Source organism: Tessaracoccus aquimaris (assembly GCF_001997345.1).
In the GTDB taxonomy this organism is placed as follows: Bacteria; Actinomycetota; Actinomycetes; order Propionibacteriales; family Propionibacteriaceae; genus Arachnia; species Arachnia aquimaris.
This window is the reverse complement of record NZ_CP019606.1, coordinates 758,083-772,214: the sequence shown is the minus strand read 5'-3', so window position 1 is coordinate 772,214 and position 14,132 is coordinate 758,083. Positions and strand designations below refer to the sequence as shown.

The 14,132-nt window shown below is 69.6% G+C and carries 13 protein-coding genes and 1 pseudogene; 5 read left to right on the top strand and 9 right to left on the bottom strand.

Features of this window, described 5'->3' with window-relative positions; genetic code table 11:
- Positions 1-39: 39 nt before the first annotated feature.
- From rlmN to rpsB, 6 genes are all read right to left on the bottom strand, one after another.
- The gene (gene rlmN / locus BW730_RS03635) at positions 40-1,161 is read right to left on the bottom strand and encodes a dual-specificity RNA methyltransferase RlmN (RefSeq protein WP_077685061.1); all 1,122 of its coding nucleotides are present in this window, start codon (positions 1,159-1,161) and stop codon (positions 40-42) included.
- A 22-nt stretch (positions 1,162-1,183) separates the two neighbouring features.
- Complete coding sequence (locus BW730_RS03630; RefSeq protein WP_077685060.1) at positions 1,184-2,044, bottom strand: phosphatidate cytidylyltransferase; 861 nt, start codon at positions 2,042-2,044, stop codon at positions 1,184-1,186.
- The gene (frr, locus tag BW730_RS03625) at positions 2,044-2,601 is read right to left on the bottom strand and encodes a ribosome recycling factor (RefSeq protein ID WP_077685059.1); all 558 of its coding nucleotides are present in this window, start codon (positions 2,599-2,601) and stop codon (positions 2,044-2,046) included. Before frr ends, BW730_RS03630 begins: the two co-directional genes overlap by 1 nt.
- Before the next feature lie 32 nt (positions 2,602-2,633).
- Positions 2,634-3,344, bottom strand: a complete 711-nt coding sequence (gene pyrH / locus BW730_RS03620) for a UMP kinase (protein WP_077687506.1) — start codon at positions 3,342-3,344, stop codon at positions 2,634-2,636.
- 93 nt (positions 3,345-3,437) lie between these two features.
- The gene (gene tsf / locus BW730_RS03615) at positions 3,438-4,247 is read right to left on the bottom strand and encodes a translation elongation factor Ts (RefSeq protein WP_077685058.1); all 810 of its coding nucleotides are present in this window, start codon (positions 4,245-4,247) and stop codon (positions 3,438-3,440) included.
- A gap of 32 nt (positions 4,248-4,279) precedes the next feature.
- The gene (gene rpsB / locus BW730_RS03610) at positions 4,280-5,287 is read right to left on the bottom strand and encodes a 30S ribosomal protein S2 (protein ID WP_077685057.1); all 1,008 of its coding nucleotides are present in this window, start codon (positions 5,285-5,287) and stop codon (positions 4,280-4,282) included.
- 301 nt (positions 5,288-5,588) lie between these two features.
- On the opposite strand from rpsB, the gene BW730_RS03605 reads away from it, so the two are divergent.
- Positions 5,589-6,497: a peptidoglycan DD-metalloendopeptidase family protein gene (locus BW730_RS03605; RefSeq protein ID WP_077685056.1), complete on the top strand. Its 909-nt coding sequence runs from the start codon at positions 5,589-5,591 to the stop codon at positions 6,495-6,497.
- 21 nt (positions 6,498-6,518) lie between these two features.
- Here the strand turns inward: BW730_RS03605 and BW730_RS03600 are convergent, their stop codons facing one another.
- Entirely contained in the window at positions 6,519-7,424 is a 906-nt protein-coding gene (locus tag BW730_RS03600; RefSeq protein WP_077685055.1) for a tyrosine recombinase XerC, read from the bottom strand.
- A gap of 99 nt (positions 7,425-7,523) precedes the next feature.
- Between BW730_RS03600 and def the strand changes: the two genes are divergently transcribed.
- Both def and BW730_RS19030 read left to right on the top strand, forming a co-directional pair.
- Positions 7,524-8,129 carry a peptide deformylase gene (gene def / locus BW730_RS03595; protein ID WP_077685054.1) on the top strand — a complete coding sequence of 202 codons (606 nt, stop codon included), beginning with the start codon at positions 7,524-7,526 and terminating at the stop codon, positions 8,127-8,129.
- A 38-nt stretch (positions 8,130-8,167) separates the two neighbouring features.
- A pseudogene (locus BW730_RS19030) lies at positions 8,168-9,412 on the top strand (MFS transporter); the annotation flags it as partial.
- A gap of 66 nt (positions 9,413-9,478) precedes the next feature.
- On the opposite strand, the gene BW730_RS19025 reads toward BW730_RS19030, so the two are convergent.
- Positions 9,479-10,252, bottom strand: coding sequence for a TrmH family RNA methyltransferase (locus BW730_RS19025; protein WP_226997186.1), 774 nt, complete (start codon positions 10,250-10,252; stop codon positions 9,479-9,481).
- A 23-nt stretch (positions 10,253-10,275) separates the two neighbouring features.
- Here BW730_RS19025 and BW730_RS03585 point away from each other — a divergent pair, with 23 nt between their 5' ends.
- Both BW730_RS03585 and BW730_RS03580 read left to right on the top strand, forming a co-directional pair.
- Complete coding sequence (locus BW730_RS03585; protein WP_077685052.1) at positions 10,276-11,943, top strand: bifunctional chorismate-binding protein/class IV aminotransferase; 1,668 nt, start codon at positions 10,276-10,278, stop codon at positions 11,941-11,943.
- 23 nt (positions 11,944-11,966) lie between these two features.
- Positions 11,967-12,914, top strand: a complete 948-nt coding sequence (locus tag BW730_RS03580) for a bile acid:sodium symporter family protein (protein ID WP_077687505.1) — start codon at positions 11,967-11,969, stop codon at positions 12,912-12,914.
- On the opposite strand, the gene BW730_RS03575 is transcribed toward BW730_RS03580, so the two are convergent.
- On the bottom strand, positions 12,911-14,125 hold the full coding sequence (locus BW730_RS03575) for an SPFH domain-containing protein (protein WP_077685051.1): 1,215 nt from the start codon (positions 14,123-14,125) through the stop codon (positions 12,911-12,913). The two genes, BW730_RS03580 and BW730_RS03575, sit on opposite strands and share 4 nt — an antisense overlap.
- Positions 14,126-14,132: the final 7 nt, after the last annotated feature.

Sequence of the window (14,132 nt, the reverse complement as noted above, 5' to 3'; positions counted from 1 at the left end):
GTATCCATGGACGCGTGCGCGCCGGGACCACCCGGGGTGTCAGGCCTGCGACTGGCTCGCGGCGAGCTGCCCACAAGCGCCGTCGATGTCCTGGCCGCGGGTGTCGCGCAGCGTCACGGGCACGCCGCGACGATCCAGCGTGTCGATGAACGCCTTCTCGTCCACCTTGCGAGACGCCGTCCACTTCGAGCCAGGTGTCGGGTTCAGGGGGATGAGGTTGACGTGCACCCAGCCCCAGTCACCGCGCCGCTTGAGCACCTTCGCGAGCAGTTCGGCGCGCTCGACCTGGTCGTTGATGTCGCGCATCATGGCGTACTCGATGGAGACGCGCCGCTTGGTCTTCTTGGCGTACTCCCAGGCCGCGTCGACGACCTCGTCCACCTTCCACCTGTTGTTGATGGGGACGATCTCGTCGCGCAACTCGTCGTCGGGGGCGTGCAGCGACACCGCGAGCGTCAGCGGCAGCCCCTCCTCCGTGAGCTTGGTGATCTGCGGGACGAGGCCCACCGTGGAGACGGTGATGTGCCGTGCACTCATCCCGAAGCCGTTGGGGCTCGGCTCCACGAACGTGCGGATCGAGCCCATCACGGCGTTGTAGTTGGCCAGCGGCTCACCCATCCCCATGAAGACGATGTTGTTGAGCCTGCCGCTTGCGCCGGGCACCGCGCCGGTGGCGAGTTGCTGATCGGCCGCGAGCACCTGCGCGGTGATCTCCGCCTGCGAGAGGTTGCGCTTCAGGCCTCCCTGGCCGGTGGCGCAGAACGGGCAGGCCATGCCGCAGCCCGCCTGTGAGGAGATGCAGAGCGTCGTCCGGTTGGGGTAGCGCATCAGCACGGACTCGAGCAGCGAGCCGTCGTGCAACTTCCACAGCGTCTTGAGCGTGGAGCCGTCATCGGTGCTGCGGACGGTGACTTGGTCGAGCAGGTTCGGGAAGAGTTGCTCACCGAGGTCGGCGCGGATGGCGGCGGGAAGGTCGGTGAAGTTCGCGGCGTCGACCTCGAGGCGGTCGAAGACGTGCCGGGAGATCTGGTCGGCGCGGAACTTGGGAAGGCCGAGCTTGACGGTCGCCTCGACGCGCTCCTCTGGTGCGAGGTCGAGCCAGTGCTTCGGGGGCTTTCCTCTGCGGGGGGCCTCGAAGACGAGCGGGAGTTGGGTGGGCACGGCGGGGTCCTTCCGGGCGGTCTCAGCCGCCGATGGTCAGGTGCAGAATCATCCAGCCGACGGGCACCGCGACGAGCATGGAGTCCAGGCGGTCCATCACTCCCCCGTGGCCGGGCAGGAAGTTCGACATGTCCTTCAAGCCTACGTCCCGCTTGATCAACGATTCAACCAGATCGCCGACGGTGCCCGCGAGACTGAGCAGCACGCCGAGGAGCAGTCCGATGGCCCAGTGGATCTGCAGCAGGTAGATGGCGGCGAGCACGCCGACCGCGACGGAGAAGACGATCCCTCCGGCGAAGCCCTCCCAGGTCTTGTTTGGGCTGATGGTCGGGGCCATCTTGTGCCTGCCGAACAGCACCCCGACGGCGAAGGCGCCCGTGTCGGAGGCGACGACGCATGCGACGATCGTGAGGATCCGCATGGTGCCGTCCGAGGCGACGAGCAGCAGTGGCACCGAGGCGCCGAGCAGCGGGATGTAGGCGATCAGGAGTGCGCTGGCCGCGACGTCCCCCACGAAACCCTCAGGCCCGCGCCTGAGCCGCAGCGCGAGCGCGACAATCATGGTCGCGGTGAGGCAGATGATGACGAGGGTGGTCGGGTCGAGGTCGATCCTCGCGACCACGGCGGCGTAACTGCCGAGCGTGCTGACGACGGTGCCGATCACGATCGGCACGATCTCGGAGCGCATCGACTTGCGCAGCAGGGCCCGGTGCACCTCGATGGTGCCGAGCCCGAGCGCGGTGGCGACGAGGATCGCGAAGAACCACGGCGCCCAGATCAGCCCGACGGCGAGCGCGGCGAACAGCCCCACCCCCACGGCGATGGCGGCCGGAAGATCCCGGCCCCCCTTCGCCTTTTTGGGTGCCTGCTCGACCTGGGACATCACACCTCAGCCAGTTCGGCTTCCTTGTGCTTCAGCACCTCGTCGACGCTCTCGACGAACTTCTTCGTGGTGCCGTCGAGGGCCTTCTCGGCGCGGGAGAGGTCGTCCTCGCCGATCTCGCCGTCCTTCTCGAGCTTCTTCAACTGGTCCATGGCGTTGCGGCGGATGTTGCGCACGGCGATGCGCGCGTCCTCGGCCTTGCCCTTGGCCATCTTGATGTACTCCTTGCGGCGCTCCTCCGTGAGCTGCGGCATCACGATGCGCACGGCGTTGCCGTCGTTGCTCGGGTTGACTCCAAGGTCGGCGTCGCGGATGGCCTTCTCGATGGCGCCGATGGCGCTGCGGTCGAAGGGGGTGATCAGCAGCGAGCGGGGGTCGGGCGAGGTGAACTGCGCGAGCTGCTGCAGCGGCGTCGGGGCGCCGTAGTAGTCGGCGTTGATCTTGTTGAACATCGCGGGGTGGGCGCGGCCGGTCCGGATCGTGGCCATGTCCTCGCGGGCGTGGTCCACCGCCTGCTGCATCTTGGTGGCGGCTTCCTGCTGGATTTCGGCGATCATCTTGTTCTTGGCTCCTAGTGCCTGAGAGTTGTCTAGCGGGTGACGAGGGTGCCGATCGGCTCGCCCGCGATGGCGCGCGCGATGTTGCCGGGTTCGGAGAGGCTGAAGAAGACGAGGTTGAGATTGTTGTCGCGCGCCAGCGAGATCGCGGTGGCGTCTGCGACCTTCAGGTCCTCCGTGAGGAACTGGTCGTGCGTGAGCCGGTCGAACTTGGTCGCGTCGGGATGGATCTTCGGGTCCTTGTTGTAGACCCCGTCGACGCCCTGCTTGCCCATCAGCAGCACCTCTGCGCCGATCTCGAGGGCGCGCTGCGCCGCGACGGTGTCGGTGGAGAAGTACGGCATACCGGAGCCGGCGCCGAAGATCACGAGGCGGCCCTTCTCCATGTGGCGTTCCGCGCGACGCGGGATGTATGGCTCGGCGACCTGCGCCATGCTGATGGCCGACTGGACGCGGGTCTCGATGCCCGCCTTCTCACAGAAGTCCTGCAGCGCGATGGCGTTCATGACGGTGCCGAGCATGCCCATGTAGTCGGCCCGGTCGCGCGCCATCCCGCTCTTGGAGAGCTCGGCACCGCGGAAGTAGTTGCCACCGCCGACGACGACGGCGACCTGGGTTCCACCCCGCACCACCTGGGCGATCTGGTCCGCGATGTTGGAGACGATCACCGGGTCGACGCCCAGTTTGCCTCCCCCGAACTCCTCGCCGGAAAGCTTCAACAAGACTCGCTGGTAAGCCACCAGACCTCCTGGGTTGACTGTGGGTGGACATGGCACGTGCGCCGCGACCCAGGGGTCGCGGCGCACGTAACTCTACTTCACTATGAGCGAACGCGCTCAGGCGCCGATCGCGAACCGCACGAAACGCACGATCTCGGTCTCGCCGTCCTTGAGGGCGTCACCGACGGACTTCTTGTCCTCCCAGACCGCGGCCTGGTCGACGAGGACGACGTCCTTGTAGTAGCCGCCGACGCGACCCTCGACGATGCGGGGAAGGGCGGCCTCGGGCTTGCCCTCCTCCTTCGCGGTGGCCTCGGCGATGCGACGCTCGTTCTCGACCAGGTCGGCCGGGACGTCCTCGCGGTTGACCCACTGGGGCGACATCGAGGCGACCTGCAGCGCGACGTGATGGGCGAGATCCTCGCTGCCCTTGTACTCGACGAGCACACCGACCTGCGGGGGCAGGTCGGCCGCGCGGCGGTGCAGGTACAGGTGGGTGGCTCCGTCGAAGTTGGCCACGTTGGCCACCGACAGGTTCTCGCCGATCTTGACGCCAAGCTCCTGCACGGCGTCGACGACCTTGACGCCGGAGGCAAGCGCGGCCTCGTTGGCGGCGGCGACGTCGGTAGCGCCGGAGGCGAGGACGGCGGTGAGGATCTCCTCGGCCAACCCCACGAACTCGGCGTTCTTCGCGACGAAGTCGGTCTCGGCGGCGAACTGCACCAGGGCGCCGTCGCGGCCCGCGACGATGCCGTTGGTCGCCTCACGGTCGGCGCGCTTTGCGGCCTTGGCCAGGCCGGAGATGCGCAGCCCCTCGATGGCCTTGTCGAAGTCGCCGTCGGCCTCAACGAGGGCCTTCTTGGCGTCCATCATGCCCGCGCCGGTGGCGTCGCGGAGCTTCTTCACGTCAGCGGCAGTGATTGCCATGGATACTCGTTTCTATCCGTGTTGGTGGTGGATCAGTTGGCTTCGGTGGCCTCGGGCTTGGCCTCCGCCTCGAGCGCATCGGCGGCCTCGGCCAGCTCGACGGCGGGAGTCTCGACGGCCTCGGCAGCGGGGGCCTCGACGGCCTCGGCAGCGGGGGCCTCGACGGCCTCGGCAGCGGGGGCCTCGACGGCCTCAACGGTCTCAACGGTCTCGCCTGCGGCCTCGGCCAGCTCATCGGCCTGCGCGTCGGTCGCCTCGACGGCGACGGCGGAGGGCTGGTCGGTGGCGAGCAGCTCGCGCTCCCAATCGGGCATGGGCTCAGCCTGGGCCTCTTCACCGGTGCGGCCGGAGGAGCGGTCGATCAGACCCTCGGCGGCGGCGTCGGCGATGATGCGGGTGAGCAGCGCGACGGAACGGATCGCGTCGTCGTTGCCGGGCACCGCGTAGTCGACCTCGTCGGGATCGCAGTTGGTGTCGAGGATCGCGACGACGGGGATGTTCAGCTTGCGGGCCTCGTCAACGGCGAGGTGCTCCTTCTTGGTGTCGACGATCCACACGGCCTGGGGAACCCGGACCATGTCACGGATGCCGCCGAGGGTCTTCTCCAGCTTGTTCTTCTCACGCTCGAGCTGCAGGAGCTCCTTCTTGGTGAGGCCGCTGCCGGGGACGTCGGCGAAGTCCATGCCCTCAAGCTCCTTGAGGCGCTGGATCCGCTTGGTGACGGTGTGGAAGTTGGTGAGCATGCCGCCGAGCCAACGCTGGTTGACGTAGGGCATCCCGACGCGGGTGGCCTGCTCGGCGATGGCCTCCTGGGCCTGCTTCTTGGTGCCGACGAACATGACCTGGCCGCCGCGGGCGACGGTCGACTTGACGAAGTTGTAAGCCTTGTCGATGTAGCGCAGCGAAAGCTGGAGATCGATGATGTAGATGCCGTTGCGCTCGGTGAAGATGAATCGCTTCATCTTGGGGTTCCAACGACGGGTCTGGTGACCGAAGTGGACGCCTGCCTCGAGCAGCTGACGGGTGGTGACGACGGCCATGGCCGTTCCTTTCGCGGCGGGTGCGCCCGCCTGTGTAGCGTGGGCACGCGGCCCACTCGTGGTTGATCGTTGACCCCTTGAGAGGGCCTTTGCCTGATGTGCCTGACGCCCGCACCCGCCGTGAGGCGGGACCACGCGGGAGCCGACGGTCGCCCGTCAGAAACACATGCGAAGTCAACCCGTGAAGGTTGCCCGGCCATGTTACCCCGGCGCGACGACCGGCCACAAACCGGAGCGGCGCCCTTGTCCACAGGTTCCTGGTGCCGTGAAAGGGGGCGGCTGCCGGGGCGAAGAACGAGGCATGCGAACCACCGTGCGGCTGTCCCTGATCCTCGTCGCGTCCCTGCTGCTGGTTTGGCCCGCGTCGCCCGCCTCCGCGCAGGGCCTTGTGCTGACGCCCCCCGTTGCGGGAGGCGTCGCGCGCGGCTTCGACGACGTGGGTCGGTTCGAGGCAGGCCACCGCGGCGTCGACCTGCGGGGCAGCCCCGGTGAGACGGTCCGGTCGGCGGCCGTGGGGGTGGTGCAGTTCGCTGGGCTGGTGGCGGGCGTGCCGACCGTCAGCGTCGACCACGGCAACGGCTGGCGTACCACCTACCAACCGGTCGTCGCGGCGGTGGCGAAGGGCGACCGGGTCGATGCGGGGCAGCCGCTCGGGATGCTCACCTCCGGGCACTGCTCAGCCGGCTGCCTGCATTGGGGGCTGACCGACGGCACCCGCTACGCGGACCCACTGAGCTTCCTGGCCGCCCCACCGGTCAGGCTGGTGCCGCACGGCACGCAACCCGCTCCCCCGCCGCGCATCGCCGAGGCGACACTGCCCGCGGCGCGCCTGGGCGGACTGCCTGTGGCGGGTCGGTCGTCCTCGCCGTTCGGCATGCGCCGCCACCCCATCACCGGGGTGTGGAAACTGCACGACGGCACCGACATCGCCGCCCCGTGCGGCACCCCGATCGTCGCCCCCTCTGCAGGAACCGTGACGCGGGCGTACTACAACCCGGCCTACGGGTGGCGGGTCTTCCTCGACCATGGGGGCGGCCTCGTCACGGCCTACAACCACCTGCCGTCGGTCTCGGTCGCGGTCGGGCAGCGGATCGAGGCGGGCGGACGGATCGGAGCGGTCGGGACGACGGGGCTGTCCACCGGCTGTCACCTGCACTGGATGGCCTGGCGGGGCGGTCGGCTCGTCGATCCCCTGACGTTGGGCGGCTGAACGTGTCCGGGCGGTGTCGGCTCAGGCGCGTGGGTGCGCCTGGCGATAGGCGGTGCGGAGCCGCTCGGTGGTCACGTGCGTGTAGATCTGGGTGGTCGCCACCGAGGAGTGGCCGAGCATCTCCTGCACGCTCCGCAGGTCGGCCCCTCCCTCGATCAGGTGGGTGGCCATTGCGTGACGCAGCCCGTGCGGGCCCGTCTCGGCGCCAGGGCCCGCGGCACGGGTCGCCTCGTGCACCACCCGCCGCACCACGCGCGGGTCCATGGCGCCGCCGCGCGCCCCGAGGAAGACCGTGTCGGGGCTGTCCGGCCGCGCGACCTCCGGCCTGCGTTTCAGCCACGCGTCGACGGCGGCGAGCGCCGGGACGCCGACCGGCACCGTGCGCTCCTTGCCTCCCTTGCCGAAGACGGCGAGGGAACGCCGGTCGCGGTCGACGTCACGCAACCGCAGCGCGCACGCCTCCGACACGCGCAGCCCGCTGGAGTACAACACCTCGAGCAGCGCAAGATCGCGCAGCGCGATCGCGTCGCCCTCTTCGGCGGCCCGAGCCTCAGCGGACCCGAAGGTCGCGCCAAGGGCCTCCCCCGAGGGCACCTTCGGCAGCCGGCGCGACTTCTTCGGGGCCTTCAGCCGGGCCGCGGGGTCGGCGGCCAGATGCCCCTCGGCCTCCGCCCATGAGAAGAACCCGCGCACGCTTGCGACCCTGCGCTGGATCGTGGCGGAGGCGGCGCCCTCGTCGGTCAGGTCGGCCAGCCAACCGCGCAGGGCGGGAAGCGTCACGGCCGGCGCCTCCCGTTGCAAGTGGGTGGCCAGTTCGCGGAGGTCGCCCGTGTACGCGCGCACCGTGTGCGCGGACAGGCCACGGTCCGCGTCGAGATGCGCCGCATACTCCTCGATGAGGGCTCGCCATCCCGGGCTGGGTTCCATGGCCGCCAGTCTTGCGCACCCGGGATGCGGAGGCGACCAGCACACGCGGTGCGGCATACTTGGCCTCGCCGCAGCCGCCCGAGACCCTGGAGGTTCACCATGACCGATGCCGACCTGACAAAGGGTGGCAAGGTCCTGCCCATCACCCGATGGGGCGCCCCGGTCATGCACGCGCAGACGCGCCCGGTGACCGACTTCGGCGACGAACTGCACACCCTGGTGCGCGACATGTTCGCCACCATGCGCGCGGCAGACGGCGTCGGGCTCGCGGCGACCCAGGTCGGCGTCGACCTCGCGGTGTTCATCTACGAGTGCCCCGACGCGGACGACCGGATCCAGCTCGGCGTGGTCTGCAACCCGGTCGTGACGCTGCCCGAGGGCAAGGACCGCAACCTGGAGGCCGCCGAGGAGGGATGCCTGTCCTACCCGGGCGGGTATCAGAGCCTCGCGCGCCCCGACAACGCGTCGTGCACGGGCCAGGACACCGACGGCACCACGATCACGGTCACGGGGACCGGCCTGCTGGCCCGCTGCCTGCAACACGAGACGGACCACCTCAACGGGATGGTCTTCGGTGACCGTCTCTCGGCCCGCTCGCGGCGCCAACTCGACAAGAAGGTCTCGGAGCTGGCGTTCCGTTACCCCGACGACTGGCCCGTGACGCCGAAGAAGAAGATCGCCACCCCGGAGCCCGTGGAGGCCTGAGTCCGGCGCTCAGCGCCGCCGAGTCCTGAGGAATTGTCATGCAGAGAGCCCGCACCGGGCTGCTCGGCACGCTGCTCTCGCTGCGCGGGAACGGGCGGGCCAGCGTCTACACCGAACCCATGTGGGGCCTCTCGATGGCCCTGGTGCTGCCCTACGCATCCGTGTTCATGTTGGCCCTCGGGCTCAACGACTCCGAGATCGGCCTGCTCGCCACCATCTCGACGCTTTCCCAGGTCGTCTTCGGCCTGCTGAGCGGCGCGATCACCGACAAGCTGGGGCGCAGGAACACCACCGCGATCTTCGACCTGATCGCCTGGTCCCTGCCCTGCCTGATCTGGGCGTTCGCGCAGAATTTCTGGTGGTTCCTGGTCGCCTCGCTCATCAACGGCGCCTGGCAGATCACCCAGAACTCCTGGGACTGCCTGCTCGTCGAGGACGTCGACCGACGCCAGATCCCGCACGTCTACTCACTGGTCAAGGTCGCCGCGGACATGTCGGCGATCTTCGCTCCCATCGCGGCGCTGCTCGTCTACCGGATGGGCCTCGAGCCCGCCGTGCGGATCCTGTACCTCAACGCCTTCGTGGTGATGACCGCGAAGGTCTACCTGCTCTGGCGCTACTCCAAGGAGACCGCGGTCGGTGAGCAGCGCAGGGCCCAACTGCGCGGCGTGAGCCTGTGGCGCGTGCTCAAGGGCTACCGGGGCGTGCTGGGCCTGATCCTCCGCTCGAAGGGCACGCTCTTCTCGCTGAGCATCTCGGCGATCGTGGCGGCCGTCACGCTGGTGACGGGGACCTTCTGGCAGGTCGCCATCAACACCAGGCTTGGCGTGCCCGACGACCTGCTGCCGTACTTCCCGATGGTGCGCTCGCTGCTGTCGATGCTGTTCTTCTTCACCCTGATCCCGTTGCTTACGGGTGGCCACAACCTGAAGCGGCCGACCCAGCTGGGCTTCGCGGTCTACCTGGCAGGTCAGGTGTTGCTGCTGTTGGTGCCGGTGCCTGCCGGCGCGGCGACCCTCGACACGTACCTGATGCTTGCCGGCTGCCTGCTGCTGGACGCGTTCGGCTCGGGCATCCTCTTCATGCTGGCCGAGTCCCTCGTCGCGCTGCACGTCGACCGCCAGGAACGCTCTCGCGTGATGGCGATCCAGCGGACCTGCGTGATGCTGGTGGCCGCGCCGTTCGGCTGGTTCTCCGGGTGGCTGTCCAGCATGGACCGGTCGTGGCCGTTCTGGCTGACGGCGGCTCTGCTGACGATCGGGCTTGCGGTCAGCAGCGTGCTGTGGGTCACCACGCACGAACCGCACGACGATCCACACGACGACGAGGCACCCGCCCCGCGTGAGCCGTCAGCGCAGCGCGTAGCCGAGGATCGCCGCGGCCGTCGCGACGTTCAGGGAGTCGACCCGGTCGGTCATCTCGATGGTGACCCTGTCGTCGGCGGCCCGCTGCCACGCGTCGCTCAGGCCGGGGCCCTCGCTGCCGAGCAGCAGAGCGATCCGTTCGCCCGGGCGGTAGCCGCCGAGCGGGACAGACCCCGGTGCCAGCGTCGCCGCGACCAGCCGGAAGCCGGCATCCTGCAGCGCGTACAACTCGCCGTCGTCGTTCATCCTGCGCCACGGCAGTTCGAGCGAGGCACCCATCGACGCCTTGATGGCGCGCCGGTACAGCGGGTCGGCCGACCCCGCCGAGACGAGCAGACCGTCCCAGCCGAGCCCCGCGGCGACCCGGATGATCGCCCCGAGGTTTGCGTGGTCGACGATGTCCTCGCACACGATCAGACGTCGCCCGCTCGTCATCTCCCCCAGCGAGGCCTCCCGCGGCCGGTCGAAGGAGCCGAGCGCGCCGCGGTGCACGTGGAAGCCGCTGACCTGCTCGATGAGCGCCTCGCTCCCGACGTAGACCGGCACGTCGGGCCACGCGTCGAGCAGCGGGGCGAGGCCGTCCAGCCAGCGTGGCTGCAGCAGCATGGCGCGCGGGGCACAGCCCGCCGCGAAGGACCGCTCGATGATCTTCAGCCCCTCGGCGATGAACCGGTCCTCGTCGCGGCGCAACTGGGCGTCGCGCAGCCCCGCGAAGTCGCGCAGGCGCGGGTCGGTTCGGTCGTCCACCTCGATCAGCACCGCCCCAGGCTAGCCTTGCCGCCATGACTACCCGGCCGTTCGTGCTGCTCGACGACGCGCGGGCCGGTCGACTCCTGATGCTGAGCGATCTCCGCCGGGTGGACCGGGTCCCGATCGAGGCCGTCGACGAGAGCCTCGCCGACGGGTGGGCCAACGGGTGGCGGTGCTTCGCGTGGCTGCCCTACGAGGCGGGCACCGGCGCGACGGTCGGGCTGTACTGGTTCGCCCACCAGTCAAGCCCGACGGCGCTGCCCGAGGGCGGCCCAGGCCGGATCACCGGCCTCGCTCCCGACATCGACGAGGCGCAGCACGCCCACTCTGTCGCGGCGCTGCAGGAGGCCATCGCCTCCGGCGAGAGCTACCAGGTCAACTACACCTTCCGGATGCGCGGCCGCCTCGAGGGCGACCCCGTAGGGGCTTACCTGCAACTGAGAGACCGGCAGCCCGCCGAGTTCGGGGTGGTGGCCCACCTGCCGGAGCCCGCGCCGTCGTGGCTGCTCAGCCTCTCCCCCGAACTCTTCCTCCAGGTGCGCGACGGCATCGTCACCGCGCGCCCCATGAAGGGCACCGCGCCCGCCGAGGCGCCGCGCGGCTTCCTGCGGGCCGACCCCAAGAACCGGGCAGAGAACCTGATGATCGTCGACCTGCTGCGCAACGACCTCAGCCGGGTCGCCGTCCCAGGCACCGTCGCGGTGCCGAGCCTGTTCGACGTCGAGCGGGTCGGATCGCTGTGGCAGTTGACGAGCACCGTGCAGGCGAGGCTGGCCGCGGGCGTCACGACCGGCGACGTGCTGCGCGCCGCCTTCCCATGCGGCTCCATCACGGGCGCCCCCAAGCTGTCCAGCATGGGCCTGATCGAGCGCACCGAGACGTCCCCGCGCGGCACCTACACGGGCAGCCTCGGCCTGCTCGACCCGGACGGGCTGAGCCTCAGCGTCGCGATCCGCACGGTCGAGATCGACGCAGACGGCGCCGCCACGCTTGGCGTCGGGTCCGGGATCGTCGCGGACAGCGTGGCCGAGGACGAGTGGGCCGAGTCGCTGCTGAAGGCGCGGTTCGCCGCACAGCCCACGCTGAAGGAGGCCATCCGCGTCGTCGACGGCGCGGCACCGCTCGCGGCCCTGCATTCCGAGCGGCTGTCGGCCGCCGCGGCGCGGCTCTGCTTCCCGGCCGTGGACAAGGTGATCGAGGACGCGGTCGCGGGCACGCCGCAAGGAGCCTGGCGGGTCGGCGTCGACGTGGCACCCGACGGCTCGGTCACCGTCACCCGGCGCCCGCTGGAGCGGGAGGCAGGTACCGTCACGCTGCTGCTGGCCGACGCCGCGTGGCACCCCGGACCCAACGCCGACCTCAAGACCGACGACCGCGCCGCGCTCGACGACGCGTGGCGGCGGGCCGTCGCCGTCGGGGCGTTCGACACCATCGGCTACGACGAGGCCGGTCGGGTGCTCGAGGGCGGTCGGTGTAACGTGTTTGCGCTGGTGGACGGCACCTGGGTGACGCCGCCCGCGACCCTCGGCCTGCTGCCCGGCGTGCAACGCGCCGCGCTGCTCGCCGATCCGAGCCAGCTCGGCACGGATCGGGTCGCGGAGGCGGAACTGAGCCTCGACCAGTTCCGCCGCGCCCAACGGATCGTCGTCACCAACGCCGTCCAGGGCGTACTCGACGCCCGCTTGGAGGAGCACCGTTGAAGTTCAAGCTCGACCCGAACCTGATGGCCATCCTCGGCGCGCTCGCCCTTGGGTTGCTGTTACCGGTGGGCGGCCGCTCCGGGGAGGTGCTCGACATCGTGACAAAGGTCGGCATCTTCGCGCTGTTCTTCGGCTACGGGGCCCGGCTCTCGGCCGCCGAGTCGCTTGCGGGGCTGAAGAACTGGAAACTGCATCTGGCGATCCTCGCCACGACGTTCGTGCTCTATCCCCTGATCGCGCTGCCCATGATGTGGCTGCCCGACTGGGCGGCGACCGGCCCGATCCGGATGGGGCTGGTGTTCCTGTGCCTTGTCCCGTCGACGGTCCAGTCGTCGATCACGTTCACGTCGCTGGCCGGCGGCAACGTCGCCTCCGCAATGGTGTCCGCGACCGCGTCGAACGTGCTCGGGGTGCTGTTCACCCCGCTGCTCGTGATGCTGATGATCCCCGACGCAGGGGGTGGCAGCGTCGGTCTCGGCCAGCTGATGGACGTCGTGATCCAGTTGCTGTTGCCGTTCTTCCTGGGGCAACTCTCGCGGTTCGCCACGGCGAAGTTCATGGCGAAACACAAGGCGAGGCTGCGCTACCTCGACCAGTCGATCATCTGCCTGATCGTCTACGGTGCGTTCTCCGACCTGCGCGTCTCCGGGGTGTGGCGGCAACTGCAACTGCAGGACCTGCTGACGGTGGTGGTGATCGTCGCGGTGCTGCTCGCCCTGATGTTCTGGCTCACCTGGCACCTCGGCGGGTGGCTCGGCTTCCCGCGCGGCGACCGCATCGCGCTGCTGTTCTGCGGCACCAAGAAGTCGCTCGCCACCGGCGTACCGATGGCGAGCGTGCTGTTCAGCGGTCCGATCGTCAGCGTCCTGGTGATCCCGCTGATGCTGTATCACCAGGCGCAGTTGATCGTCAGTTCGATCCTGGCCGGCAGGCTGCGCGACTCCGCTCCGGAGCCTCCCGCCTCGGACTAAGGCTTGGCGGGCGGCTGGCCCAGGCCTGGGGGCTGGAACTCGACCCCCTGTTGCCGCAACTGTTCGGGCGCGGGCGCCTCGACCTGCGCAGGCTCCTGCCTGTTCTGCCCGATGGCAGGCGGCAGGGCTCCCGCGCCGCGCCTGCCGTTGCTCTTCTCCAACGACTGAGCGTCGGCGATGGCCTTCTCCACGGTCTGATTCGAGCGCTCGCGGTCCCGGCGGGCCTGCTCCGCGATCTCCGCGTGCACGTCGACCTTCTCGGGCGCCACGAACTTCTTCGCGGCCTGCGAGATGTAGTCGCGCACCTGCGGCATGTCCGTCACCTGGCCGAGCCCCTTCAGCGCGTCATTGAGCTCGGACGGCACGATCCACACCTTGTTCGCGTCGCCCTGGGCCAGCTTCGGCATCATCTGCATGTACTGGTAGGCGAGCAGCGCCTGATCGGGTTCGGCGGCGTGGATGGCCCCGAACACAGTGCCGATGGCCTGCGCCTCGCCCTCGGCGCGGAGCATCTGCGCCTGGCGTTCCGCCTGGGCGCGCAGCACCTGCGCCTCGCGTTCGCCCTGGGCCCGGAGGATGGCGGCCTCGCGGTCGCCGCCTGCCGAAAGGATCTGCGACTGGCGCTGGCCCTCGGCGAGCAGGATCTGGGCTCGCTTGTCGCGCTCGGCGCGGGCGCCCTTCTCCATGGCGTCGCGGATCGTGGGCGGCGGCTCGATGGCGCGCAGTTCGACTCGGTTGACCTTGATGCCCCACTTCCCGGTGGCCTCGTCCAGGACGGCTCGCAGGCGCTGGTTGATCTCCTCGCGCGAGGTGAGCGCGGCCTCGAGGTCCATGCCGCCGATGATGTTGCGCAGCGTCGTCATCGTGAGCTGCTCTATCGCGGCGCGGTAGTTCTGCGCCTCGTAGGCGGCCCTGACCGGGTCGACCACCTGGAAGTAGATGACCGAGTCGATCGACACCATCAGGTTGTCCTCGGTGATGACACCCTGCGGCGGGAAGGGGACGACCTGCTCGCGCATGTCGAGCGTGTAGCGGATCTGGTCGAAGAACGGGATGACCAGGTGCGGGCCGGGCTCGAGCGCCTTGCGGAACTTGCCGAGCCGCTCCACGAGGGCGACCTGCTGTTGCCTGATGATCTTGAGCGTCGCGGCGAGCGCGAGCACCAACACCACGGCAAGGACGATGACGAGGATCAGTGTCGGATCGGGCATGGCTGCC